Here is an 18773-nt window from a genome sequence, read left to right as displayed (position 1 = left end):
CGGTTTGTTAACCGAGAGGGGCTTGAATTGACCATTGCGGCGAAGTTGGTCAGTTTCCTGTCTAACCTATTCTTTAGGCTGGGAATTTCCAGTCGATCTATACGCGACAGACTGCCTAGATTTTCATTGGCGCAGCTTTTGATGCCACTCCAGCCGCTTAAGAATTTTACCAATGCAATTGGGGACCCGATATCTGGATGAAACGGGATGTTGTCCGGCCTTGAGGGTGGGGGCAACAAAACGCGCAAGCTCGAATTTGTCGTTGGTGATGCCATTTAACGCCGATTGAACAGGAACTGGCCACGTGTGAGCGGGCCCGAACGGCACTCGAATAGGCGAGACTAGGCTTTCTCATTGTTGGAAATTGTTAGCAAGGTGGGCTCAACGGAGCTATCTGACGCGTCGCAACATAGAGCCGCGCAGGTATCAGGGAAGTCGGCGCGACTTTAGTCGTTGGAAATCAGGGCCGTTAGTGCCCTGGATGCTTCTTGCAGCGCTGGAAGGTGGCTTAGGGCATCTTCGACATTGAACCGCAATTTCGGCGCGTGAAAAGACAGCGTCGAAACCAGACCGCCGTTTGTTTCAAGGATAGGAACCGCGAGGGCAATCATGTCAGTCATGAATTCTTGGCGATCAAGTGCGTAGCCTTGTTGCGCAACACTTTCGATTTCATCAGCAAGCGCCGCCGGATCCGTTATCGTGTTTTCTGTATGCCGCGTAAGTTTTTCTGAATTCGCATAATGCAAAAGGTGTTTCTTCGGCAGCGTAGAAAGGTACATCTTCCCTGAGGCCGTGCAGTAAAACGGCACCTCTGTTCCGATGGGCAATTGGATACGCAGGGGCCATTCTGTTTCAACGCGCTCAAGGTAGACCATGGCATCTCGACCGGGCAGGGCGATGTTGCAGGTCTCTCCGATTTTGGCACTTAACTCCCGTAGAATGGCCAGACGTGCTGTCCGGATGCGCAATGACGAAAGTACACCGGTCGACAATTTCCTCGATCGCGCACCAAAAGAGTAACTGCGACCGTCAATGTCCCTTTGCAGAAAGCCCTCTTTCTCTAATGTGGCGAATAACCTGTGAATTGTGGGCTTCGGGAGACCCAGCTGCTCATTCGCCTGTGTCGGCGTCATGGGCATTCCAGCGCTGGAAATCTCCTCTAAGACCAACAGCAATCGAAGGCTGCTAGGTATTGTATCTGGAATTGGTGTTTCTTTCACCCGTCTCCCCCAAGGAACAATCCGCTAAGCGTTTCATAAACTATGCCACCCGGCAGAAGTGTCTTCGACAATTCCGGGATCAGCGCCACAGCGACCCATACAATGAGCAGTGAGATGAGGTAAAGCGTCGAATACCGCAGCAGTCGGAAATAGGGCACGCCCGTCACGCCAGAGGCGACGTAGAGGTTCAGCCCATAAGGTGGCGTAATGAATCCAATGGATGCACCCACAAGGAATACGACCGCGAACTGGATCGGATCGACCCCGACGCTGGCTGCAATTGGCGCAAGGATCGGGGCCAGAATGATCGTCACCGGAAGGCTTTCAAGAACCATGCCTGCTACAAAAACGATGGCCATAGCTGTAAAGAGGACTGGGTAGTATCCACCCATTGAAATTAGAAATTCTTCCAGCAACGCCTTGGCCCCAAGCGACGAGAGGTTCTGCTGCATCACGACAGAAATCGCGATCAGCGGTGCAAGGATGCCCGTGATCTGTGCCGACCGCATCGTGATAGAGGGGAGTTCCCGTGGCCCAAAGCCACGTACAACGATCATTTCGCTCCAGCTGCGCGTGTTGATTTCTTTTTCCTCGTCGATGTTCATCCTTCGGTAGATCGGCAAACAAACGAAGCCGACAATTACACAGAATCCCACAGTTACGCCTGCCGCTTCGGTTGGGGAAAACTTACCAGTGTAGATGCCCCATAGAACCAGACCGATGGCAAAGAACCCCAGCCAGCCGCCGAGCGCCGTCTTAAGCACCCGGATTGGGTCCAGCCGGATCAGGACACCCCATTTGTTCAACGTTGAGACAATGAAGGCTGTGACAATCATCGCGAAAACCATCAACGCACCTGGCACGATACCGGCGATGAACAGATCATTGATCGATAGGTTCATAATGAAGCCGTAGACAATAAAGATGATCGACGGCGGGATGATGATCCCGACCGTACCACCAGCCGCCGCTGTGGCCGCCGAGAAGCGCGGATCATACCCGCCTTTGACCATTTCAGGGTGCAACATGGAGCCAATCGTCGCCGTGGTGGCCGAGTTCGACCCCGAGATCGCCGCAAACAGGCCCGACGCGCCAATTGCGGCCATAGCCAAACCGCCGCGAAGCCACCCAAGGCAAGCATAGGCGAAATCCGACAGCCGCCGCGCGATGCCTGCGCGGTTGATTAGGTCTCCAGTAAGAATGAACAACGGCATCGCAAGCAATGCAAATCCGTCCGTAAATACGTCTGACAGGGCCGTTCCGATGTTGACCATCGGCTGCCCCAGCGCCAGCGACGTTCCAACCACCCAATAGGCAATAACCAGAAAAACCGGCACGCCGAGCATAAACAGGAATGTCACCGAAATAGAAATCAGAGTTACAAGTGTACCGAGTTCCATATTACTGCCCTCCCAGCACGGCTTGCGTGATCATCGGATTGCCTTCTCGGAAATTTCGAATGTCCTCGAACAGGTTTTGGAACACCCGCCCAGACAGAAGCATGAAGGCCAGCGGAAGGGTGATCAGGAACCACCATGTGAACCAGTCCGTGCCTGTGATCAGGCCGTAGTTGTTGCCAGAATTGGCTGTCACGAAGGAGGCGGTCACGATGACCAACGCACAGATGCCCCACCACAGGACAGCGTCCAATAACAGCACTGCGAACTGCATCGCGCGCGGCATTTTTGAACGGAACTCGGTAAAGGACAGGTGGGTGCGCAACCGGACATTATAGCTGCAGCCCGTCCAGGTCATGATCAGGAACAAATACCCCGGGATCGTCGTCGACCAAGGAAACTGTTCGGAAAAAACAAAGCGCCGGATCACCTCCATGAAGATAATTGCGCCAATGGCCAGATAGGAAACGACCATCAATGTGGGTTCGATATTGCGCTCGATAACAGGTGCTGCACGGTAGACCAGCGCAACGATGAACCCGCCAACCAAGGTCACGATTGTTCCCCAAACCCAGGCGGCTTCCCCAAACAACGCTCGTTTCAATCCGTTGAAATCCGGTTCTTTGCCGGTCACGACGTCAATCATGGCGGCGAAAACCCGGGCGAAAAGATCTCCGGTCTCTGCAATCAGTTCCAGCATATCGACAGCCTCCTCCCAAAGGCAGTGGTTGAGCCCACGTGCGCGTGTGGGTTCCGAGCGTGTTGGTTTTAATGATGTTAGTTAGTGGGTCGGCTGGCAAGACCAGCCGACCCGAAAGCGATAGCTCGCTTAGCCTTTCCACCAGCGGCGCGGTTCCACGTTCTCTGCGAGCGTGTGCGTGTTCTGACGCGCAACGTCGTAGATTTCCTGGTACGTGTCGCGGCCACCGGCCCATCCGTTGATCCGCTCGCGCCATTCTTCCCAAGCTGCAGGCTGAAATTCTGGCGAGCACATTTCTTCTGCTTCACGACGTGCTTCGTCAGACAAGAAGGCTGGCCTGACGTCGTTCTCGTCAAAGATTGTGCCAGGTAGAACTGGATCAGAGAAGCCAACGGTGTTGACCAGCGCTGCTTCGTTTGCGGCCTGAACGTGTACCTGTGTGAAGTATGCAGATTCCATGATCGCATCCTGCAGATGGCCTTCCATGCTGTCGAAGACAGAGGCGGACATGCCAGTGTGCTCGGTACCACAGAAGAAGCGCAGATCAACAGACTGCGTAACAGCAGGTGACATGTTGGCGTAAGCCACAGCCGATGCCCATGTCTCGGCGCCGTCGATCAGACCGGTGCGTAGAGCGTCGAGCGTCTCTTCCCAAGCCACGGGAACAGGGTTGAGGTCCAACAGTTCCATCGCGATGCGACCCAACTGAGTGCCCGTTACGCGGTTCTTGGTGCCAGCGAGTTCGGTCACGGATGTGACGAGCGGCTTGTCGGCGAAGTTGTTGCCCATCTGTAGACCACGCAATTCGCAGTGGCTGAACAGGAACTTCAACCCGTGGCGTTCTTCCAGTGGGTTACGCAGTAGGTCCATGGACTCTGGCGAATACAAGAAGTGGTACTGGTCGGCACGGCTACGGAACATATACGCGTAATCGAGCACGTTCAGGTAAGGTGTGGACCCAGCAGAGTTCTGCGTGGAAGCAGAATACATGTCGATCACGCCCAACTGCGCCTTTTCTGCGCAAGAAAGTTGTCCGCAGATCTGGTTGTCGCCGATGAACTCAACACGGATTTCGCCGTCTGTCCGCTCTTCAAGATCACGGGCGAATTCCAAGACGCCAGCACGCTCGATCAGTAGGTTCTGTTGGTTAAAACCGGCGGCGCCTAGTGTCAAAGTATGCTTCGCTTCCTTGCCGTAACGACGATCATAGGTCGATTCGACCGCCCTCGCGATATTGGGCAGCGTAGCGGCGCCCGTGAGTGCCCCAGCGCCAAGCAATACGGATGAGATCCCGTACTGGCTTGATAACTTGAAGAAATCCCGTCGAGAAATTTTACTCAGTATTTTCGAAGCCTTCATTTTTTTCCTCCCTTTCCAAAAATGATACTTGAAGTCTCAATCTTGGGCTTCATTATGTCACTTAGGCAAGCGTTTTTTTCAATTCGCCAAATTCGTGAGCAAGGAGCCAAGTGTGAAAACAGACTATGTTATTGTCGGTGCAGGTTCTGCGGGATGCGTCTTGGCGAACCGGTTAAGTGCCAACCCAAGTAACACTGTCACCCTGCTTGAAGCGGGTGGGCCCGATACGAATCCTTGGATCCACATTCCCGTCGGTTACTTCCGCACGATTCACAATCCGAAGGTTGACTGGTGCTACAAAACGGAGGCCGATCCTGGGCTGAACAATCGCTCGATCGAATGGCCGAGGGGTAAGGTGTTGGGCGGGTCGTCTTCCCTGAACGGGTTGTTGTATGTCCGTGGCCAGCCGCAAGACTATGATCGCTGGGCGCAAATGGGGAACGCTGGCTGGAGTTGGGACGATGTCCTGCCACTGTTTAAACGCTCCGAAAACAACATGCGCGGCGCGGATGAGTTTCATGGTAGTGACGGGCCTCTTTCAGTTTCTGATATTAGGATCCACCGACCTATCACCGACGCTTGGGTCAAAGCTGCGCAGGCGGCCGGCTATGCCTATAACCCCGACTACAATGGGGCTGTTCAGGAAGGGGTAGGTTTCTTTCAGCTTACTGCCCGTAATGGACGCCGTTGTAGTTCGGCGGTTGCATTCCTGAAGCCAGCCCGATCTCGCGAGAATCTGCGCATCATTACCCACGCTGCTGTTAATAAAGTCACCCTCGACGGTAAACGCGCCACGGGCGTGACCTACACGGACCGGAGTGGGCGCGAGCAGATCGTTACTGCCAACAAAGAGGTCATCTTATGTGGCGGCGCGATCAACTCGCCGCAACTGTTGATGCTTTCGGGCATTGGTGACGCCGGTCACTTGCAAGAGCACGGCATTGACGTTCACACAGATCTCAAGGGCGTGGGCAAGAACCTTCAAGACCATCTGCAAGCGCGGCTGGTCTACAAGTGCAATGAACCCACGTTGAATGACGAAGTCGCCACGCTGTTCGGTCAAGCCAAGATCGGGTTGAAATACATCCTGACCCGCACAGGTCCGATGGCAATGGCGGCAAGTCTTGCAACGGGTTTCTTCAAAACGCGACCCGAAGTGGCCACACCCGATATCCAGTTCCACGTGCAGCCCCTTTCGGCGGAGAACCCCGGGAAAGGTGCGGATAAGTTCAGCGCGTTTACGATGTCAGTCTGTCAGCTTCGCCCCGAATCTACTGGCGAAATTCGCCTAAAAGGCCCCGATCCGCGGCAATACCCGGCAATCAATCCTAACTATCTGTCGACCGAGAACGATCGCAAAACCATCGTTGCCGGCGTTAATATCGCGCGCACGATTGCCCAGCAGGAGCCGCTCGCCGCTAAAATCTCGGAAGAGTTCCGCCCCTCCGCTGATTTGCCCATGGATGATTACGACGCCACGTTGGATTGGGTCCGTGATAATACCGCGTCGATTTATCACCCGACGGGCACCTGCAAGATGGGCAGCGATTCAGCCGCCGTTGTGGACGCTCGGTTGCGCGTTCACGGAATTAGCGGGCTCAGAGTGGCCGACTGCTCGATCATGCCTGAAATCGTGTCAGGCAATACAAATGCTCCGGCGATCATGATTGGCGAAAAAGCGAGCGATCTTATTCTGGAAGACCACGCCTAATGGCAAATTTGGGCCATATGCGAGAGCCGGGAGACCTTTTCGACCTGACCGGTAAAGTCGCTTGCATCACTGGGGCCAGCTCGGGCCTTGGGCGGCGTGCAACGCTCACACTTGCGGCGGCAGGCGCGCGCGTTGTGGCGGTCGCGCGCAGTGCGGATCCTCTCGACAGCCTGTGCAAAGAAATCGGTGCATCCGCCGCCCGTGTCGTCGCGGATGTGGGCGATCGAGCCAACCTTGCGCAAACAGCGCAGGATATCTCAACGCCGTTTGGCGCACCCGACATTCTTGTGCATGCTGCGGGCATAAACACCCGCGAACCCGCCGATGATGTGACGCCAGAGGGCTGGGACCAGACCCTTGCGCTCAACCTTAGTGCGCCGTTTTTCCTGTCACAGGCCTTTGTGCCAGCAATGCGTGCAAAGGGTTGGGGGCGGATCGTTAATTTCGCTTCGCTTCAAGCCACACGGGCGTTTCCCGCCGGAATCGCTTACGGTACAACCAAGGCTGGCATCGTCCAAATGACCCGCGCTATGGCCGAAGCTTGGTCACGTGATGGCATTACGGCAAACGCCATTGGTCCCGGTTTTTTCCCAACAAAACTGACGGCTACCGTCTTTGAAGATGATGCCCGATCAGCGCGCAATGCTGCGCAGACATGCGTCGGTCGCAACGGCACTATGGGCGATATCGACGGGCCAATTCTGTTCCTGTGTTCGGATGCCTCCACCTATGTCACCGGGCAACTCCTGATGGTGGACGGAGGGTTCACAGCGAAATAAAGGCGCTTCTATTAGTGCCGAAGGCTCAGAGTCTCGGTTTGGCACCTTTCAAATAAGGGTGAGGTTCCGTGAGCTAAGAATCTTGATCAAACGAGCTTGCAATGTTTCCAAAACACGACGCCAACCCTCCAGCCCTATAATGACGTCGGAAGCCCTATGACATTGACCTCATCATCCTCGAGATCGTTTCTGTATTTCGACCCTTAAAAGCGCCGAATACACTTTAGCCGCTTGCCCGCATGTCTGGGGCCGCATTAAGTTCGCGTCTGGGTTGCAATTGTTAACGAAATCTTTATTCCTTCAACACATCGCCAACACTTGTGCTTACCCTTGGAGTATTGATTTGACTTATTTTTCTAAGTTCCCCTGCGGACTTACTGTTGTTACTGCTATGGCCGCGAGTATGGCTTTTGCCGATGTGCCCAACGGGATCACGGCGCTTGAAGCCGGGGACGTTCAAGAGGCGGCACAGCTGTTCCAAGCGGCCTATGATGCGGGCGACCCAAACGGGGCCTTTTACCTAGGCCGCCTGTTCGAACTGGGACTCGGTACAGATCTAGATATGCGCCGCGCCGCCTCTCTTTACGCATTGGCTGCCGAGGATCAAAGCGCACTGGCGCAAAACCGATTGGGGCTGATGTATTTGGGCGGTGAATTCGTCCTTCAGGATTTCGAGCGGGCCGCAGAGCTTATCTGCGCGGCGGCAGAAACCGGTGATGCGAACGGACAGTTCAATTGCGGTCTTCTTTACGCCGAAGGCAAGGGGGTGACAAAAGATGATGCAGAGGCGCTAACACTTTGGGAGGCAGCTTCGTCATCAGACCATATCGCGGCAACCAATTATCTGGCTGCCGCGTATCGTGACGGCGTCGGAACGCCTGTCGATATGCAGCGTTCAAGTGAATTGTTCGGACGCACGGCGGCGTTCGGTAACCCCCTTGGCCTGTATGAACTTGCACGTGCCTACTTTGCTGGGACAGGTGTTGATCAAGACTTGGAACAGGCCCATGCCTACGCCAACCTGGCATCGGTGCGTGGCGTTGACGAAGCGCGCTCATTACGCGACGAGATCGGCGCGCAACTTGATGCCGATGCACTAATCCGTGCGCAGACCATCGCGCGCAATTGGCACGCAGCTTCACCGGCGCAACCCGACGGCGAGTAATCGCAGGGGTTATGATGCGTGGGTTAATTATTTTTGTTTTGATGTTCGGACTGGGCGGCGCGTTGGCTGCCCAAGAGGTATCTGCGCCTGATACGTCTTCATTCACCACTGAGGTTTTTGGGGACTGGTCGGTAATTTGCACCACGCAAACATCCGGCGACCGTCTGTGTCAGTTAAGCCAAGCAGTCGGCGTTGATGGCGACGAAGAGCAGGCCTTCTTGTTGAACATTTCCGCGAGCGAAGATGGCCGTAAACACTTCGGTGTCGTGACCGTCCCTTTGGGCGTCTATCTTGCGCCCGGGGTTGAATTACGGGTGGATGCGCGCCGCCCCTTTCGGGTGCTCTATGAAATCTGCGACGTGCAGGCCTGCTATGCCGGGTTTGAAGTTTCCGGTCAGGCCTTGTCTGCGTTCCGCCGCGGGTTAGACGCCCGGTTTCGCGTATGGGTCGGTCGTGATCGCGCTGTAGAGTTTCCAGTTTCCTTGCGGGGCTTCAGCGCAGCATGGCGTGAGTATGAACGACAGCAATGATGAATTCCGCTTTGAATTTTACAGTGATTGCAGTGGTCGTATCGGCGATCGCAGGGTCTGCTACCGCCCAGCCCATTTCGACAGCAGATCAAGCCCTGATTGATGATGCGATTCAAACCCAAGCTGCACGCGACAACCTGCCCGATTTAGAACCACAGCAAACGGATGGCCCAGCCGGTGACGGTATCGTCGCACCAGACGTAGATCTGTTGACCGTCGGCGCAGGTGGCCCTTGTTTTGACTTGTCAGAAATACTCATTACCGGATGGGAAAACGCGGGGCCACGTCCCAAGGCAGCTGATCGCTTGATTGGAACCTGCGCAACCGCAACTGATATCGGCGCGGCATTGAACACCATCAATATCGAGTATCAAGATATTGGGTTGATCACGACACGTGCCTATTTGCCCGAACAAGATGTCTCTGACGGTGATCTTGAGATCGCTGTCATCGCAGGCGTGATTGAAGACTTCGTTTATGGCGACGGTAGTGCTGCAGACGCCCGCCTGACAACGGCCTTCCCCGTTGGGCCTGGCGCTTTGTTGGATTTGCGAGAGCTGGAACAAGGCTATGACAATCTGAATGGACCGGCGTCTGCATCCGCAGAAGCAAATTTCATTCCTGGTACCAAACCGGGTGATAGTTTGGTCGCGGTTGCGGTACAAGACGGGCGCCCGTGGTCATTGTCATCAACCCTGAGCAACCAGGGACAAGAGGCCACAGGCGAGTTTAAAGGTGGTCTGACCTTCGGCTACGATAATTTGGCGAACCGTAACGATGAATTCAGCGTCACGTTGTCCACGACATTGTTTGACAGCAGAAACAGCCGCTTTTCGGAATCCTTGGCGTTTGACTGGGGTGTTCCAGTTGGAGATTGGGCGCATTCGTTTTCATTGTCTGGAAGTCAGTACCGACTTCCAGTCGTAGGGATTAATCAAAGTTATACCGTTGAAGGCGACAGCGTGAGCTTCGGCTACAGCACAGAGGTGTTGTTAAGTCGCGATCAGACAAGCAAATTTTACGCTACGGGCGGCGTGGAGATCACCCAGTCGCGCAGTTTCATCGAAGGCGTTGAATTGACGACTCAACGACGCAATCTCACGATCGGTCATCTTGGCCTACGCGGTGAACAGACGATGGAGAACGGCGAATTCAAGTGGAACACAGGGTTGCGGTTTGGACTTGGCGCACTCGGATCCAACATCGGAGTGAGCAGTATCGTTGACCCTGACTTTATCGTCTGGTCTGCGCGGCTTGATTACGCGCGTCCCGTTGCTGAAACGGGTATTACCTGGCGGGCGCGTCTGGAAGGACAGGCATCACCTGACGTGCTGCCAAGTTCGGAGCAACTGTCTATTGGCAGCTGGAGCACGGTGCGCGGGTTTCATGAAGACAGCATGTATGGTGATGACGGGTTCTACCTGCGTAATACGCTGGAATGGCCCAGCCAAAGCTGGGAATTGGGCACGTACAAATTCAATGCTGGGTTGGATTTTGGCTATATTAACCCGTCACGGTTGCGCGAATGGAACCAGCGGGTTCTAATCGGTGTATCCGTGGGCGCTGATTTCGATTTTGGTGCTGACACAACATTAAGTGTAGGGGTGGCACATGCGCTAAGTCGCCCCGATGAAAACGCACCCAATACGACGTCAGCGTTCGAAGATTCTCGCACTGTGATGCGGTTTGAATTGCGCAAAGAGTTTTGAGGAAAGAGTTTGGCATGTTTGGCATGTTTGGTATCAACCCTAAGGTCTTGAAACATAACCTTAACAATGCGGTAAGTGTCGTGTTGTGCGGGTTGCTGACAATGCAACCGGCGCTTCTTGCTGCGCAGGATATCGTTCTCATAGGGCCGGACAATGGGGTGCGCCCTCATGTGGGATCTGCTGCAAATGGCACGCCTGTCATCAACATCAATACGCCAAACAGTAATGGCGTTTCCCAGGATGTTTACGACTCTTTTTCTGTCGGCGATGTGATTCTCAACAACTCTGCAACGAACACCCAATCTGGCCTTGGCGGGATTATCGAAGGAAACCCGAATTTAGCAACGGGCCAAGAAGCTGGCCTCTGGATTGGTGAAATCGTGGGCGGCAGTGAGTCTGAACTCACTGGTATTCTAGAGGTTGCTGGCGAAAACATGGATGTGGTGCTGGCCAATGAGTTTGGAATCACCTGTAACGGTTGTGGATTTATCAACACAGATCGCGCCACGTTGACGACTGGCACGACGGTTTTTGATGCGAATGGAGCGTTTGACGGGTTTGACGTGCGCCGTGGCGTTGTGCGGGTCGGCCCAGGCGGGATGAACCCAAGTAGCCGTATCGGCCTTTCGGACACGGGTCGCGTAGATGTCATCGCCCGCGCCGCTGAAATCTACGGGGCAATGCGCGCTGACAGCATCAATGTGATCGCTGGCGCCAATGAAGTTGCCTACGATTGGACCTATGATCCGTCCACGGGCACCATGACTGGCATCACACCACAGGCCGGTGAAGGAACTGCACCATTGCTATCTGTGGATGTCAGCGCGCTTGGCGGCATGTATGCCAACGCCATGCGTATGATCGCCACCGAAAGCGGTGTTGGTGTTCATACCGATGGCACGATGGCGTCCACGGGCGATATCTCAATCTCTGCAAGTGGCCAGTTGAGCATCGGTGCGCCGACGGCCACCAACACGCCGCAAGTCCGGGCAACACGAACAGTCCGGGTTGTTTCAACGGGCCCGATTAACCTAAGCGGTGTTGTGGCGTCCGAAGGCGGCGATCTTGTAGAAATCACGTCCGGAAATTTGATCGAGGCAAATGGCGCGCTTTTGGGCGGCGTCGTCAGCCTTGAGAGTGCAGGCCTGAATAACATCTCTGCCGCCATCGCAGCGCAAAATGCTCTAGAGATCACATCGACAGCCGGTGATGTCCTTATCGGCGCGGATGCTGTGATGCAGACGGACGCCATCGGTATTACGGCCGCAGCCGATCTTTCACTGCTGGGGCAGGTCGCAGTTACAAGTGACGCGGTGCTGACCGCCGGATCAGATTTGTCTGTCGGCAGCAGTGCTGTGCTGCAAGCGGCTGATACGGCTACGCTGTCCGCCGATGGAGACATGACCATCGCGGGCGCCGTTGTTGCAACAACATCGGTGACCCTTGATGCGCTCGACACCGCGCGTGTCCTCGACGGCGGTATCATCACCAGTGCAGACACGATGGTCAGTGGCGCCGACGTGACCAGCGGTGGCACCATTTGGTCGACCAATTCGACAACTTTGGTAGCGACCTCTGGCGATATCACAAACGAAGCGACAGGAGTTTTGGGCAGTCAGCTTACACTGGCCACGGATGCAGCGGACTCGTTTACAAACGCAGGTGTTGTGCAGGCCGATGTTTTTGACCTGACGAACCCGGGGGCTTTGTTGTTTGCAGCGGGCTCAGGTCTGACGGCGCGTATCGTGCGTTTTGCGGCACCGACCCTGACAAACAACGGCACCGTGGCCGCCACCGAAACTTTGGCGCTCACCACCACGTCAGGCGTTCTTGTTAACACTGGCACGCTCTATGGCGGCGATAGCCTGACGTTGGCCTCTACAACGGATCTGACTAACAGCGGCAGCCTGTCATCTAACGATGTCATCGGCATTGATGTCGCTGGCGCGTTTTCGGCGGCAACAGATGCACAAATGGTCGCGCAGACTGTCGGGATCAAAGCCGCATCCTTTGTAAACGAAGGCATAGCACAGGCTGGGCTTTTGGATATCGACACAACAGGGACCATGGCCAACAGCGGTACAATTTACGCCCTGCAAACAGCCACGATCGACTCAAGCGCCATCACCAATACGGGGACGTTGACCAGTCTTCAGGATGTCACGTTGAATGCGAACACGTTTGCGAACTCCGGCACATTGACCGTTGGCGGGCTGGCCGCAATGACGGCGAACGATGTGATCAACACCGGCACGTTGACCATGGCGCAGACCGCGACCGTTTCAGCCTCAAGTTCCTTCCTGAATGATGGCGTTCTTTCCGCAGGACAGGACGCGACGTTTACGACCGGTACGTTCACAAACTCTGGCACATTGACCGTGGTGCAGGACGCCACATTGAACACGGGCGGGTTTTCGAATAGCGACACCCTACAAGTAGGTCAGGCGCTGGCACTGAACAGCGGTGCGTTTACGAACAGCGGCACGCTTATCGCGCGCACTGGGCTGGATGTGGCAACGACGGCTGCCTTGCAAAGCACTGGGGATATCCTTTCAGGGGCGGACCTGACGTTGACGTCGCAGGGTGCGATGACAGTGTCAGGCGACGTGTCAGCGGTGGATGATATTAATTTGGCTTCAGCTGATATGCTGACGACGGACGCAAGCGGTGAAATCTCGGCGGATACGATTAAAATTAACGCATCGCTCAACAACGGCGGATCAATCCAAGCCATCAAAGAGCTTGAGATCAAAGCAGATACGCTGGCAAATAGCGGCGCGCTGATCGCGTCCCAACTTGCGACCATAACGACGACATCCGGCGCGTTGACGAATGCAGGAACGATCTATAGTGATGACCGTCTTGTGGTGGTGTCCGCAGGCCAGATTGCCAACAACGGCACGATTGCGGCCGGACAACTGGTCAACCTGACGGCCGCGACAGGCGTTTCAGGTTCAGGCGATTATTTGTCCGTTGGTGACCTTTATTTGACCGCCACAAGCGGCAACGCGACGTTTGGCGGCGAAGTGGCCGCCGCCGAAAGCTATATCAGTGTCGGCGGCAACCTGAACCTTGGAACAACGGGTGTGCTTAGCGGCGGCAACATCGTCAGTGTAGTTGCCGACGGATACGGTGGCACGTTCACGGCTGATGCATTTGGGCGTATTCGGTCTGACGGCCTGACGGCTGTGTCGCTTGCAACAGAAAGCCTTTCCATCGCCAGCGGTGAAACCGTCCAGTTTGGTGGCGATGTACTGCTCGATCTGGGTGGGTCATTCGCAAACGCTGGACTTTTCCAAACCGACGGAGCGTTTGAACTGCTTTCAAGCGGCAACATCACCAACGCCGGTGGGACGATCGCGGCAGGGTCAGATTTGACGCTGCGCACGGATGATACGGTCACCAATGATGAAGGCACCATCGCCAGTGCAGGTAGTGTTCTGATTGCTGGGCTGGGTACAACTCACGCAGCCGCATTGAACAACTATTCAGGCGTCGTGGCTGCGACGGGCGGCGACATGGTTCTTCGCGCTGATGTGATCGAAAATTCACGCCCAGACCCTACGATTATCTCAACTGACACATTGGTTACGACCGTCATTGGCAACGTCACAACACGGGACGAACGTACCGTCCAAACCGCTGGGTTTGTTGACGTTCCCGCGCAGATTTGGGCGTCCAATAATCTGTTGATCCAAGCCGGGACAGTCACCAATTCGTATTCGTCCATCGAAGCAGGTGGTGATCTGACGATTATTGCCAATCGGCTCAACAACGTCGGGACCGACCTTACGACGGAACAAGTTGTCTACGAAGACACTGTGACGGCTCAGCGCTACTGCAAGTTGCGCATTATCGTCTGTATCATCCGGGGCACACGTTACATCACCACCACCGCCGTTGTGCAGACGGATACATGGGTCTCTAGCACCACGCAGTCCGAACTGCGAAGCGGTGGCGACTTGGTTATTTCGGCAGGGGTCGTCAACAACACATCCGTCTCAGAGGCCGGTGCGACAGGACTAACAGCGCCCGCAATGAGCTTGCCCGCAGGCTCTGTCGGTCCGCTCGTTGATGCTGTGGAACTTACAGCTTTGGCAACCTCGCTTGGGGCGGCGTCAACGCCCGCAATTGATGACATCGTTGCAAATACCAACTTTGGGACAGATCCAAACCTTGGGGTTGATACCGGAACAGTCGGGCTTTTGAGCGGGCCGAATACACCGGGTGTCGACGATCCCGATATTATGACCACCGGCAGCGTTGGGACGACCGTAAATGTTGGCGAAAGCACATTCGCTGAAACCGATCCGGCTTATGCCACAATGTCAGGCTTTCTGACGTCCAACTACCTTATGGGCGTGGGGCGGTTGGAATTCCGTGATGAATTAGTCAATGCGCTCACGGCCCCTCGCGGCCCCGCTGGTGCGATCAATCTGGCACCGTTTGATTTCGCGGTTGCATTTGACGGCGTCGGCTTGCCTGACGGCTTGTTTGGCGAAGGTGCGCCTTATGCGTTGGATGGGTCGGGGCAACTGATCGTTCTAGCGGATGATATCTTTGGTAACGGCGGCGCGTTTATCGCCTCCGGCGACATCCTGCTGGCTGCGACGAATTCGATCACGCTGAACGGGACCCAGCTTTCGGGCCAAGACATCACGCTGAACACGGCAACAGGGGCGATCACCTTTGGTGGGTTTGACAATGCCCTTGGACTGTCAGGCGGGGACACCGTCGCAAGCCTATTCGACGAGACATCATCAAACCCCGACCTTGTGTCCAATGTCGTCAACATTCCGACAGCAATCAATGCAACGGGCACCCTTAGTATTTCAAGCGCGACAGACCTGACATTAATCGGGACGCAGCTGAACAGCGGCGGCGATATGATCTTGCAATCTGGCGGCGATATGGTCGTCGGGGCCCTTACTCAAGTGCTCCGCGAAGATCGCGAAGGCGGCGAATTCTTCTATTCAGAAGCAAACGTCGCATCCTTCAGCAGCGGCAACGATCTGGTCATGAATTCCGATGCGTCCATCACCCTATACGGAACAGAACTTACAGCGGCGGGCGACATCACTGTCACAGCGGCGCAGGATCTGACACTTGCAGCCGCAACGACCCAGTTCCACGAAAGCTTCAGCAGCGAGAGCGGTGGTTGGTTTTCAAGCTTCAGCGACCAATATGCCCGTGACACGGTGACCAACATTGGTGCGCAGGTGACAGCGGGCGGTGACCTGGCGTTGTCGGCAGAAGAAGGCAACCTGACCTTGGCCGGAGCCGACCTGACGGCGGGTGGCGATGCGCTGCTCAATAGCACAAACGGCGACATCCTCCTTGGCACCTACACGGATGTCGATTCTGAATCCTATTCTTACTCGTCTTCTCTGCTGGGTGGGCTTTTGTCGAGCGCGGCTCAGACGTCGTCCGTTGAACAGATCAGCTCTGGCACGGATACTTTGGCCGGTGTCGACCTGACGGTGGTCTCCGGTGCTGACACGGTCCTTACGGGCGGCGGCCTCACAGCAGGCGGTCGTCTGAGCATTCAAACCGGCGGCGACTTCACGGTCGAAGCGGCGGTTTTGTCAAATAGCTTCCAAAGCTTTTCCTCCGAGATGGGCGTCGTACTCGCCACAACCGAAACCACGACGATATATGAGGAGTCAGCGGACTACGCCACAATTTCGGGGGGCAGCTATTCATTTGATATTGGTGGCAAAGCATCGCTAACCATCTACGAACAAGCTGGCGTTGATACGCCAAACCCAAGTGATTTGTTCCCCGCAGAACTGTTGGCGCTCGACGGTATCGCGATCGTATCCGACGAACTGGCGTACGAATATTTCCATGAAGAAACGCAGGCGCTGTCCCCGGTCTTTAAAGCGCTGGTGAGCATCGTTGTTACACAAGGCATAGGTGGCTTCGGTGGGTCGCTTTTGGGGATCACCGAAACCAGCAGCACATTCTTGAATGCGCTTGCTACGGGTATCGACTCCTTCGCGGTCAATTTTGCTGTCGAAGGCTTCGACGGTATCGTGTCCGGTGACTTTGACCTTGGCGACATTCTGGAAGGGGCCGTGTTCGCGGGGGTGTCTTCGGGGCTGACAGCGGGCATCAACCTCGACACCTTGGGCATTGAGCTTGGTGACGCCGCAGGCACGTCCTTGCTTGGTTTCGGAAACGGAAACTTCTCATTGACGGAGATCCTAGAAGGGGTGGTGGACAACACCCTCACTTCGGGCCTGTCCAGCGCGATCTATGGCACGGACTTTGGCGATAGTTTTGTGGCTGGCATGGGCCAAACACTCGTGAGTCTTGCGCAAAGCGACATTCAGAATGTGATCGGCGAGACCTACATTGCTGGCAGCCTCGGCAATGTGGTCAGCCACGTGGCCTTGGGCTGTGCTGTAGCCGAACTGGGCGGAGCCGACTGCGCCGCAGGTGCTGCGGGTGCATTGGCCGAACAGCTTTATACGGCTCAGTTGGGTGACGCGGCCCCGGCCTACGGAACCGCGGAGTACTTCGCTTGGAAGGAAGCAAATTCGCAGCAGATTGCCTTGGTCGGCGCTGTGGTCGGTTGGGTTATTTCTGGTGGTGAAGCGGAAAATGTCTCGGCCGCGTCCGGCTATGCGGTGTCAGCATTTGAAAACAATTACCTCACCGAAAAGCAACGTGAACGTGCAGACGAACTCTTGAACGTACTGGACGGTTTCACCCGAGCTAGAAATTACTGTGGGGTAAGTTCATGCCAAGTGGATCAAGATTTGATCAATGCATTGGAGGCTCTTGGGATTATGGACCACGGGTTGCGCGTTGGACCTAACAACTACTTCTTGCTTACAAGTCTTGCCAACCAGTACGACGCGGCCATTACCGATGCGATAAATGCGCTTAAGCTGGACTCTTTGAACAATACCAACGCGATGCTTGCGTCATGTGCAGGGTCAACAGTGTCTACCACATGTGCAAGTAATCTGGATGAAGCAGAAAAGTTCCTCACATGGGAAAGTGAGAACTGGGGCGATTCACGTGGTATGTTCACGGTCGGATCAGACACGCTTGACCAGAACTTGGAATACGGACGCGACCTCGATCAATTGATCGTTAGCGAAATGCGCGAAGTACAGTCAGGCGGCCAATCGATGCTGGATGCACGCATCAACATTGTTACCCGCGCGTCCAGCTATGATGGCGGTATGAACCTGTTCATGTCCGGTATAACAGCCGCTGGCGTCGGTTTGGTTTGTTTCGGGACTGCCGGTACGGGTTGCGCATTGGCAGCGGGTGCCGCGGTAATCGGTCAGGGAGACGAGCTGATTGACGGTGCGGTGACCGTCGTGAACGGCACGCCAACGCAAAACCCGACTGAAGCGATGTTGATCGCAGCTGGCGCTACACCTGAACAAGCGATCCAGATCGAAAGCTGGATCGACGCAGGTGCGATGGTTGTCGACCTTGGTGGTGGCGTTCTGATTGCGGTAAAAGGCGGGCGTGTCATTGACGACGTCCTGACGATCAGTGGTCCACGGGCAACGGCGGATGATGTGACTGTCGTGAATGTAGGTGACATCCCGACTGGTTTGGTCGACGATGTTGTTGGGGTACCAAATACAGGGGTGAATGTAGAACTGCCTAACGGCGTAAGCGTTAATGGCACTCAGGCCGCAGACGACATCTTGGCACCGCCTGCTCCGACTACTCGGTACGAGGTCTCGCCGGCTCAGGCGGAACAGTATCTTCTCGATATGGGAATTCCACCGGGGCAAGCACAATCATTTGTGGAGTCTTTTGACGGCCCTATCTATGTCCGAGAGGCGCTTCCTGGCGAAACATTTGGTGCATACGGTGGGGTCAACGCAGGAGACGCCCCATCAGGCCAGTTCTTGACTCCCAATGCTGCTGGCCAAACTCCGGAGCAGGTAATTGATAATTTGGCGCTTCCCGAAGGAAATCCTGCGACCCAACTGAATGCTGCGACGATCAATCAACCGATCGGTGTTCTAGAAGGGCTTATCGCCCCGCAAAGCTGGAACGGTGGCGTTTCTGGCGGTAATTGGCAGGTATTTGTCCCCGGTGGTTCTGCTTATGGAACGCACCCCCCAGTCACGTTAGGACCAGTCTTAGATGTACTTGAATAGCCGAACATTAGAGATATTGAATTGGATAAAAGCCAATTTAGAGAGACCTGGTGCGCCCGAACCTG

General features: G+C 55.3%; 10 protein-coding genes and 1 pseudogene. 6 read left to right on the top strand and 5 right to left on the bottom strand.

Annotated features, from left to right (window positions below; all coding sequences use genetic code 11):
• Positions 1 to 446: 446 nt before the first annotated feature.
• The 5 genes and pseudogenes from OCA8868_RS02680 to OCA8868_RS02665 all read right to left on the bottom strand — a co-directional run bounded on the left by OCA8868_RS02680 (position 447) and on the right by OCA8868_RS02665 (position 4676).
• Entirely contained in the window at positions 447 to 992 is a 546-nt protein-coding gene (locus OCA8868_RS02680; protein WP_306456104.1) for an IclR family transcriptional regulator, read from the bottom strand.
• A gap of 54 nt (positions 993 to 1046) precedes the next feature.
• Positions 1047 to 1220 (bottom strand): annotated as a pseudogene (locus tag OCA8868_RS16915) (helix-turn-helix domain-containing protein); the annotation flags it as partial.
• Entirely contained in the window at positions 1217 to 2620 is a 1404-nt protein-coding gene (locus OCA8868_RS02675) for a TRAP transporter large permease (RefSeq protein ID WP_093994987.1), read from the bottom strand. The pseudogene OCA8868_RS16915 and the gene OCA8868_RS02675, both read right to left, overlap by 4 nt.
• Position 2621: 1 nt before the next feature.
• Positions 2622 to 3317: a TRAP transporter small permease gene (locus OCA8868_RS02670; protein WP_093994986.1), complete on the bottom strand. Its 696-nt coding sequence runs from the start codon at positions 3315 to 3317 to the stop codon at positions 2622 to 2624.
• A 129-nt stretch (positions 3318 to 3446) separates the two neighbouring features.
• Positions 3447 to 4676, bottom strand: a complete 1230-nt coding sequence (locus tag OCA8868_RS02665; RefSeq protein ID WP_093994985.1) for a TRAP transporter substrate-binding protein — start codon at positions 4674 to 4676, stop codon at positions 3447 to 3449.
• A gap of 112 nt (positions 4677 to 4788) precedes the next feature.
• Between OCA8868_RS02665 and OCA8868_RS02660 the strand changes: the two genes are divergently transcribed.
• From OCA8868_RS02660 to OCA8868_RS02635, 6 genes are all read left to right on the top strand, one after another.
• Positions 4789 to 6387, top strand: coding sequence for a GMC family oxidoreductase (locus OCA8868_RS02660; protein ID WP_093994984.1), 1599 nt, complete (start codon positions 4789 to 4791; stop codon positions 6385 to 6387).
• 17 nt (positions 6388 to 6404) lie between these two features.
• Complete coding sequence (locus OCA8868_RS02655; protein WP_093995496.1) at positions 6405 to 7166, top strand: SDR family NAD(P)-dependent oxidoreductase; 762 nt, start codon at positions 6405 to 6407, stop codon at positions 7164 to 7166.
• 403 nt (positions 7167 to 7569) lie between these two features.
• Complete coding sequence (locus tag OCA8868_RS02650; RefSeq protein ID WP_245848001.1) at positions 7570 to 8331, top strand: tetratricopeptide repeat protein; 762 nt, start codon at positions 7570 to 7572, stop codon at positions 8329 to 8331.
• 14 nt (positions 8332 to 8345) lie between these two features.
• Positions 8346 to 8861 (top strand): invasion associated locus B family protein, encoded by a 516-nt coding sequence (locus OCA8868_RS02645; protein ID WP_179214753.1) that lies wholly within the window; start codon positions 8346 to 8348, stop codon positions 8859 to 8861.
• Complete coding sequence (locus OCA8868_RS02640; RefSeq protein ID WP_093994981.1) at positions 8858 to 10570, top strand: ShlB/FhaC/HecB family hemolysin secretion/activation protein; 1713 nt, start codon at positions 8858 to 8860, stop codon at positions 10568 to 10570. The genes OCA8868_RS02645 and OCA8868_RS02640 overlap by 4 nt, the downstream gene beginning before the upstream one ends.
• Before the next feature lie 14 nt (positions 10571 to 10584).
• On the top strand, positions 10585 to 18708 hold the full coding sequence (locus OCA8868_RS02635) for a two-partner secretion domain-containing protein (RefSeq protein ID WP_093994980.1): 8124 nt from the start codon (positions 10585 to 10587) through the stop codon (positions 18706 to 18708).
• Positions 18709 to 18773: the final 65 nt, after the last annotated feature.

It is taken from the genome of Octadecabacter ascidiaceicola (assembly GCF_900185015.1).
GTDB lineage: Bacteria > Pseudomonadota > Alphaproteobacteria > Rhodobacterales > Rhodobacteraceae > Octadecabacter > Octadecabacter ascidiaceicola.
Note: the sequence above shows the minus strand (reverse complement) of the source record. Positions and strands in the feature narration are given on the sequence as shown.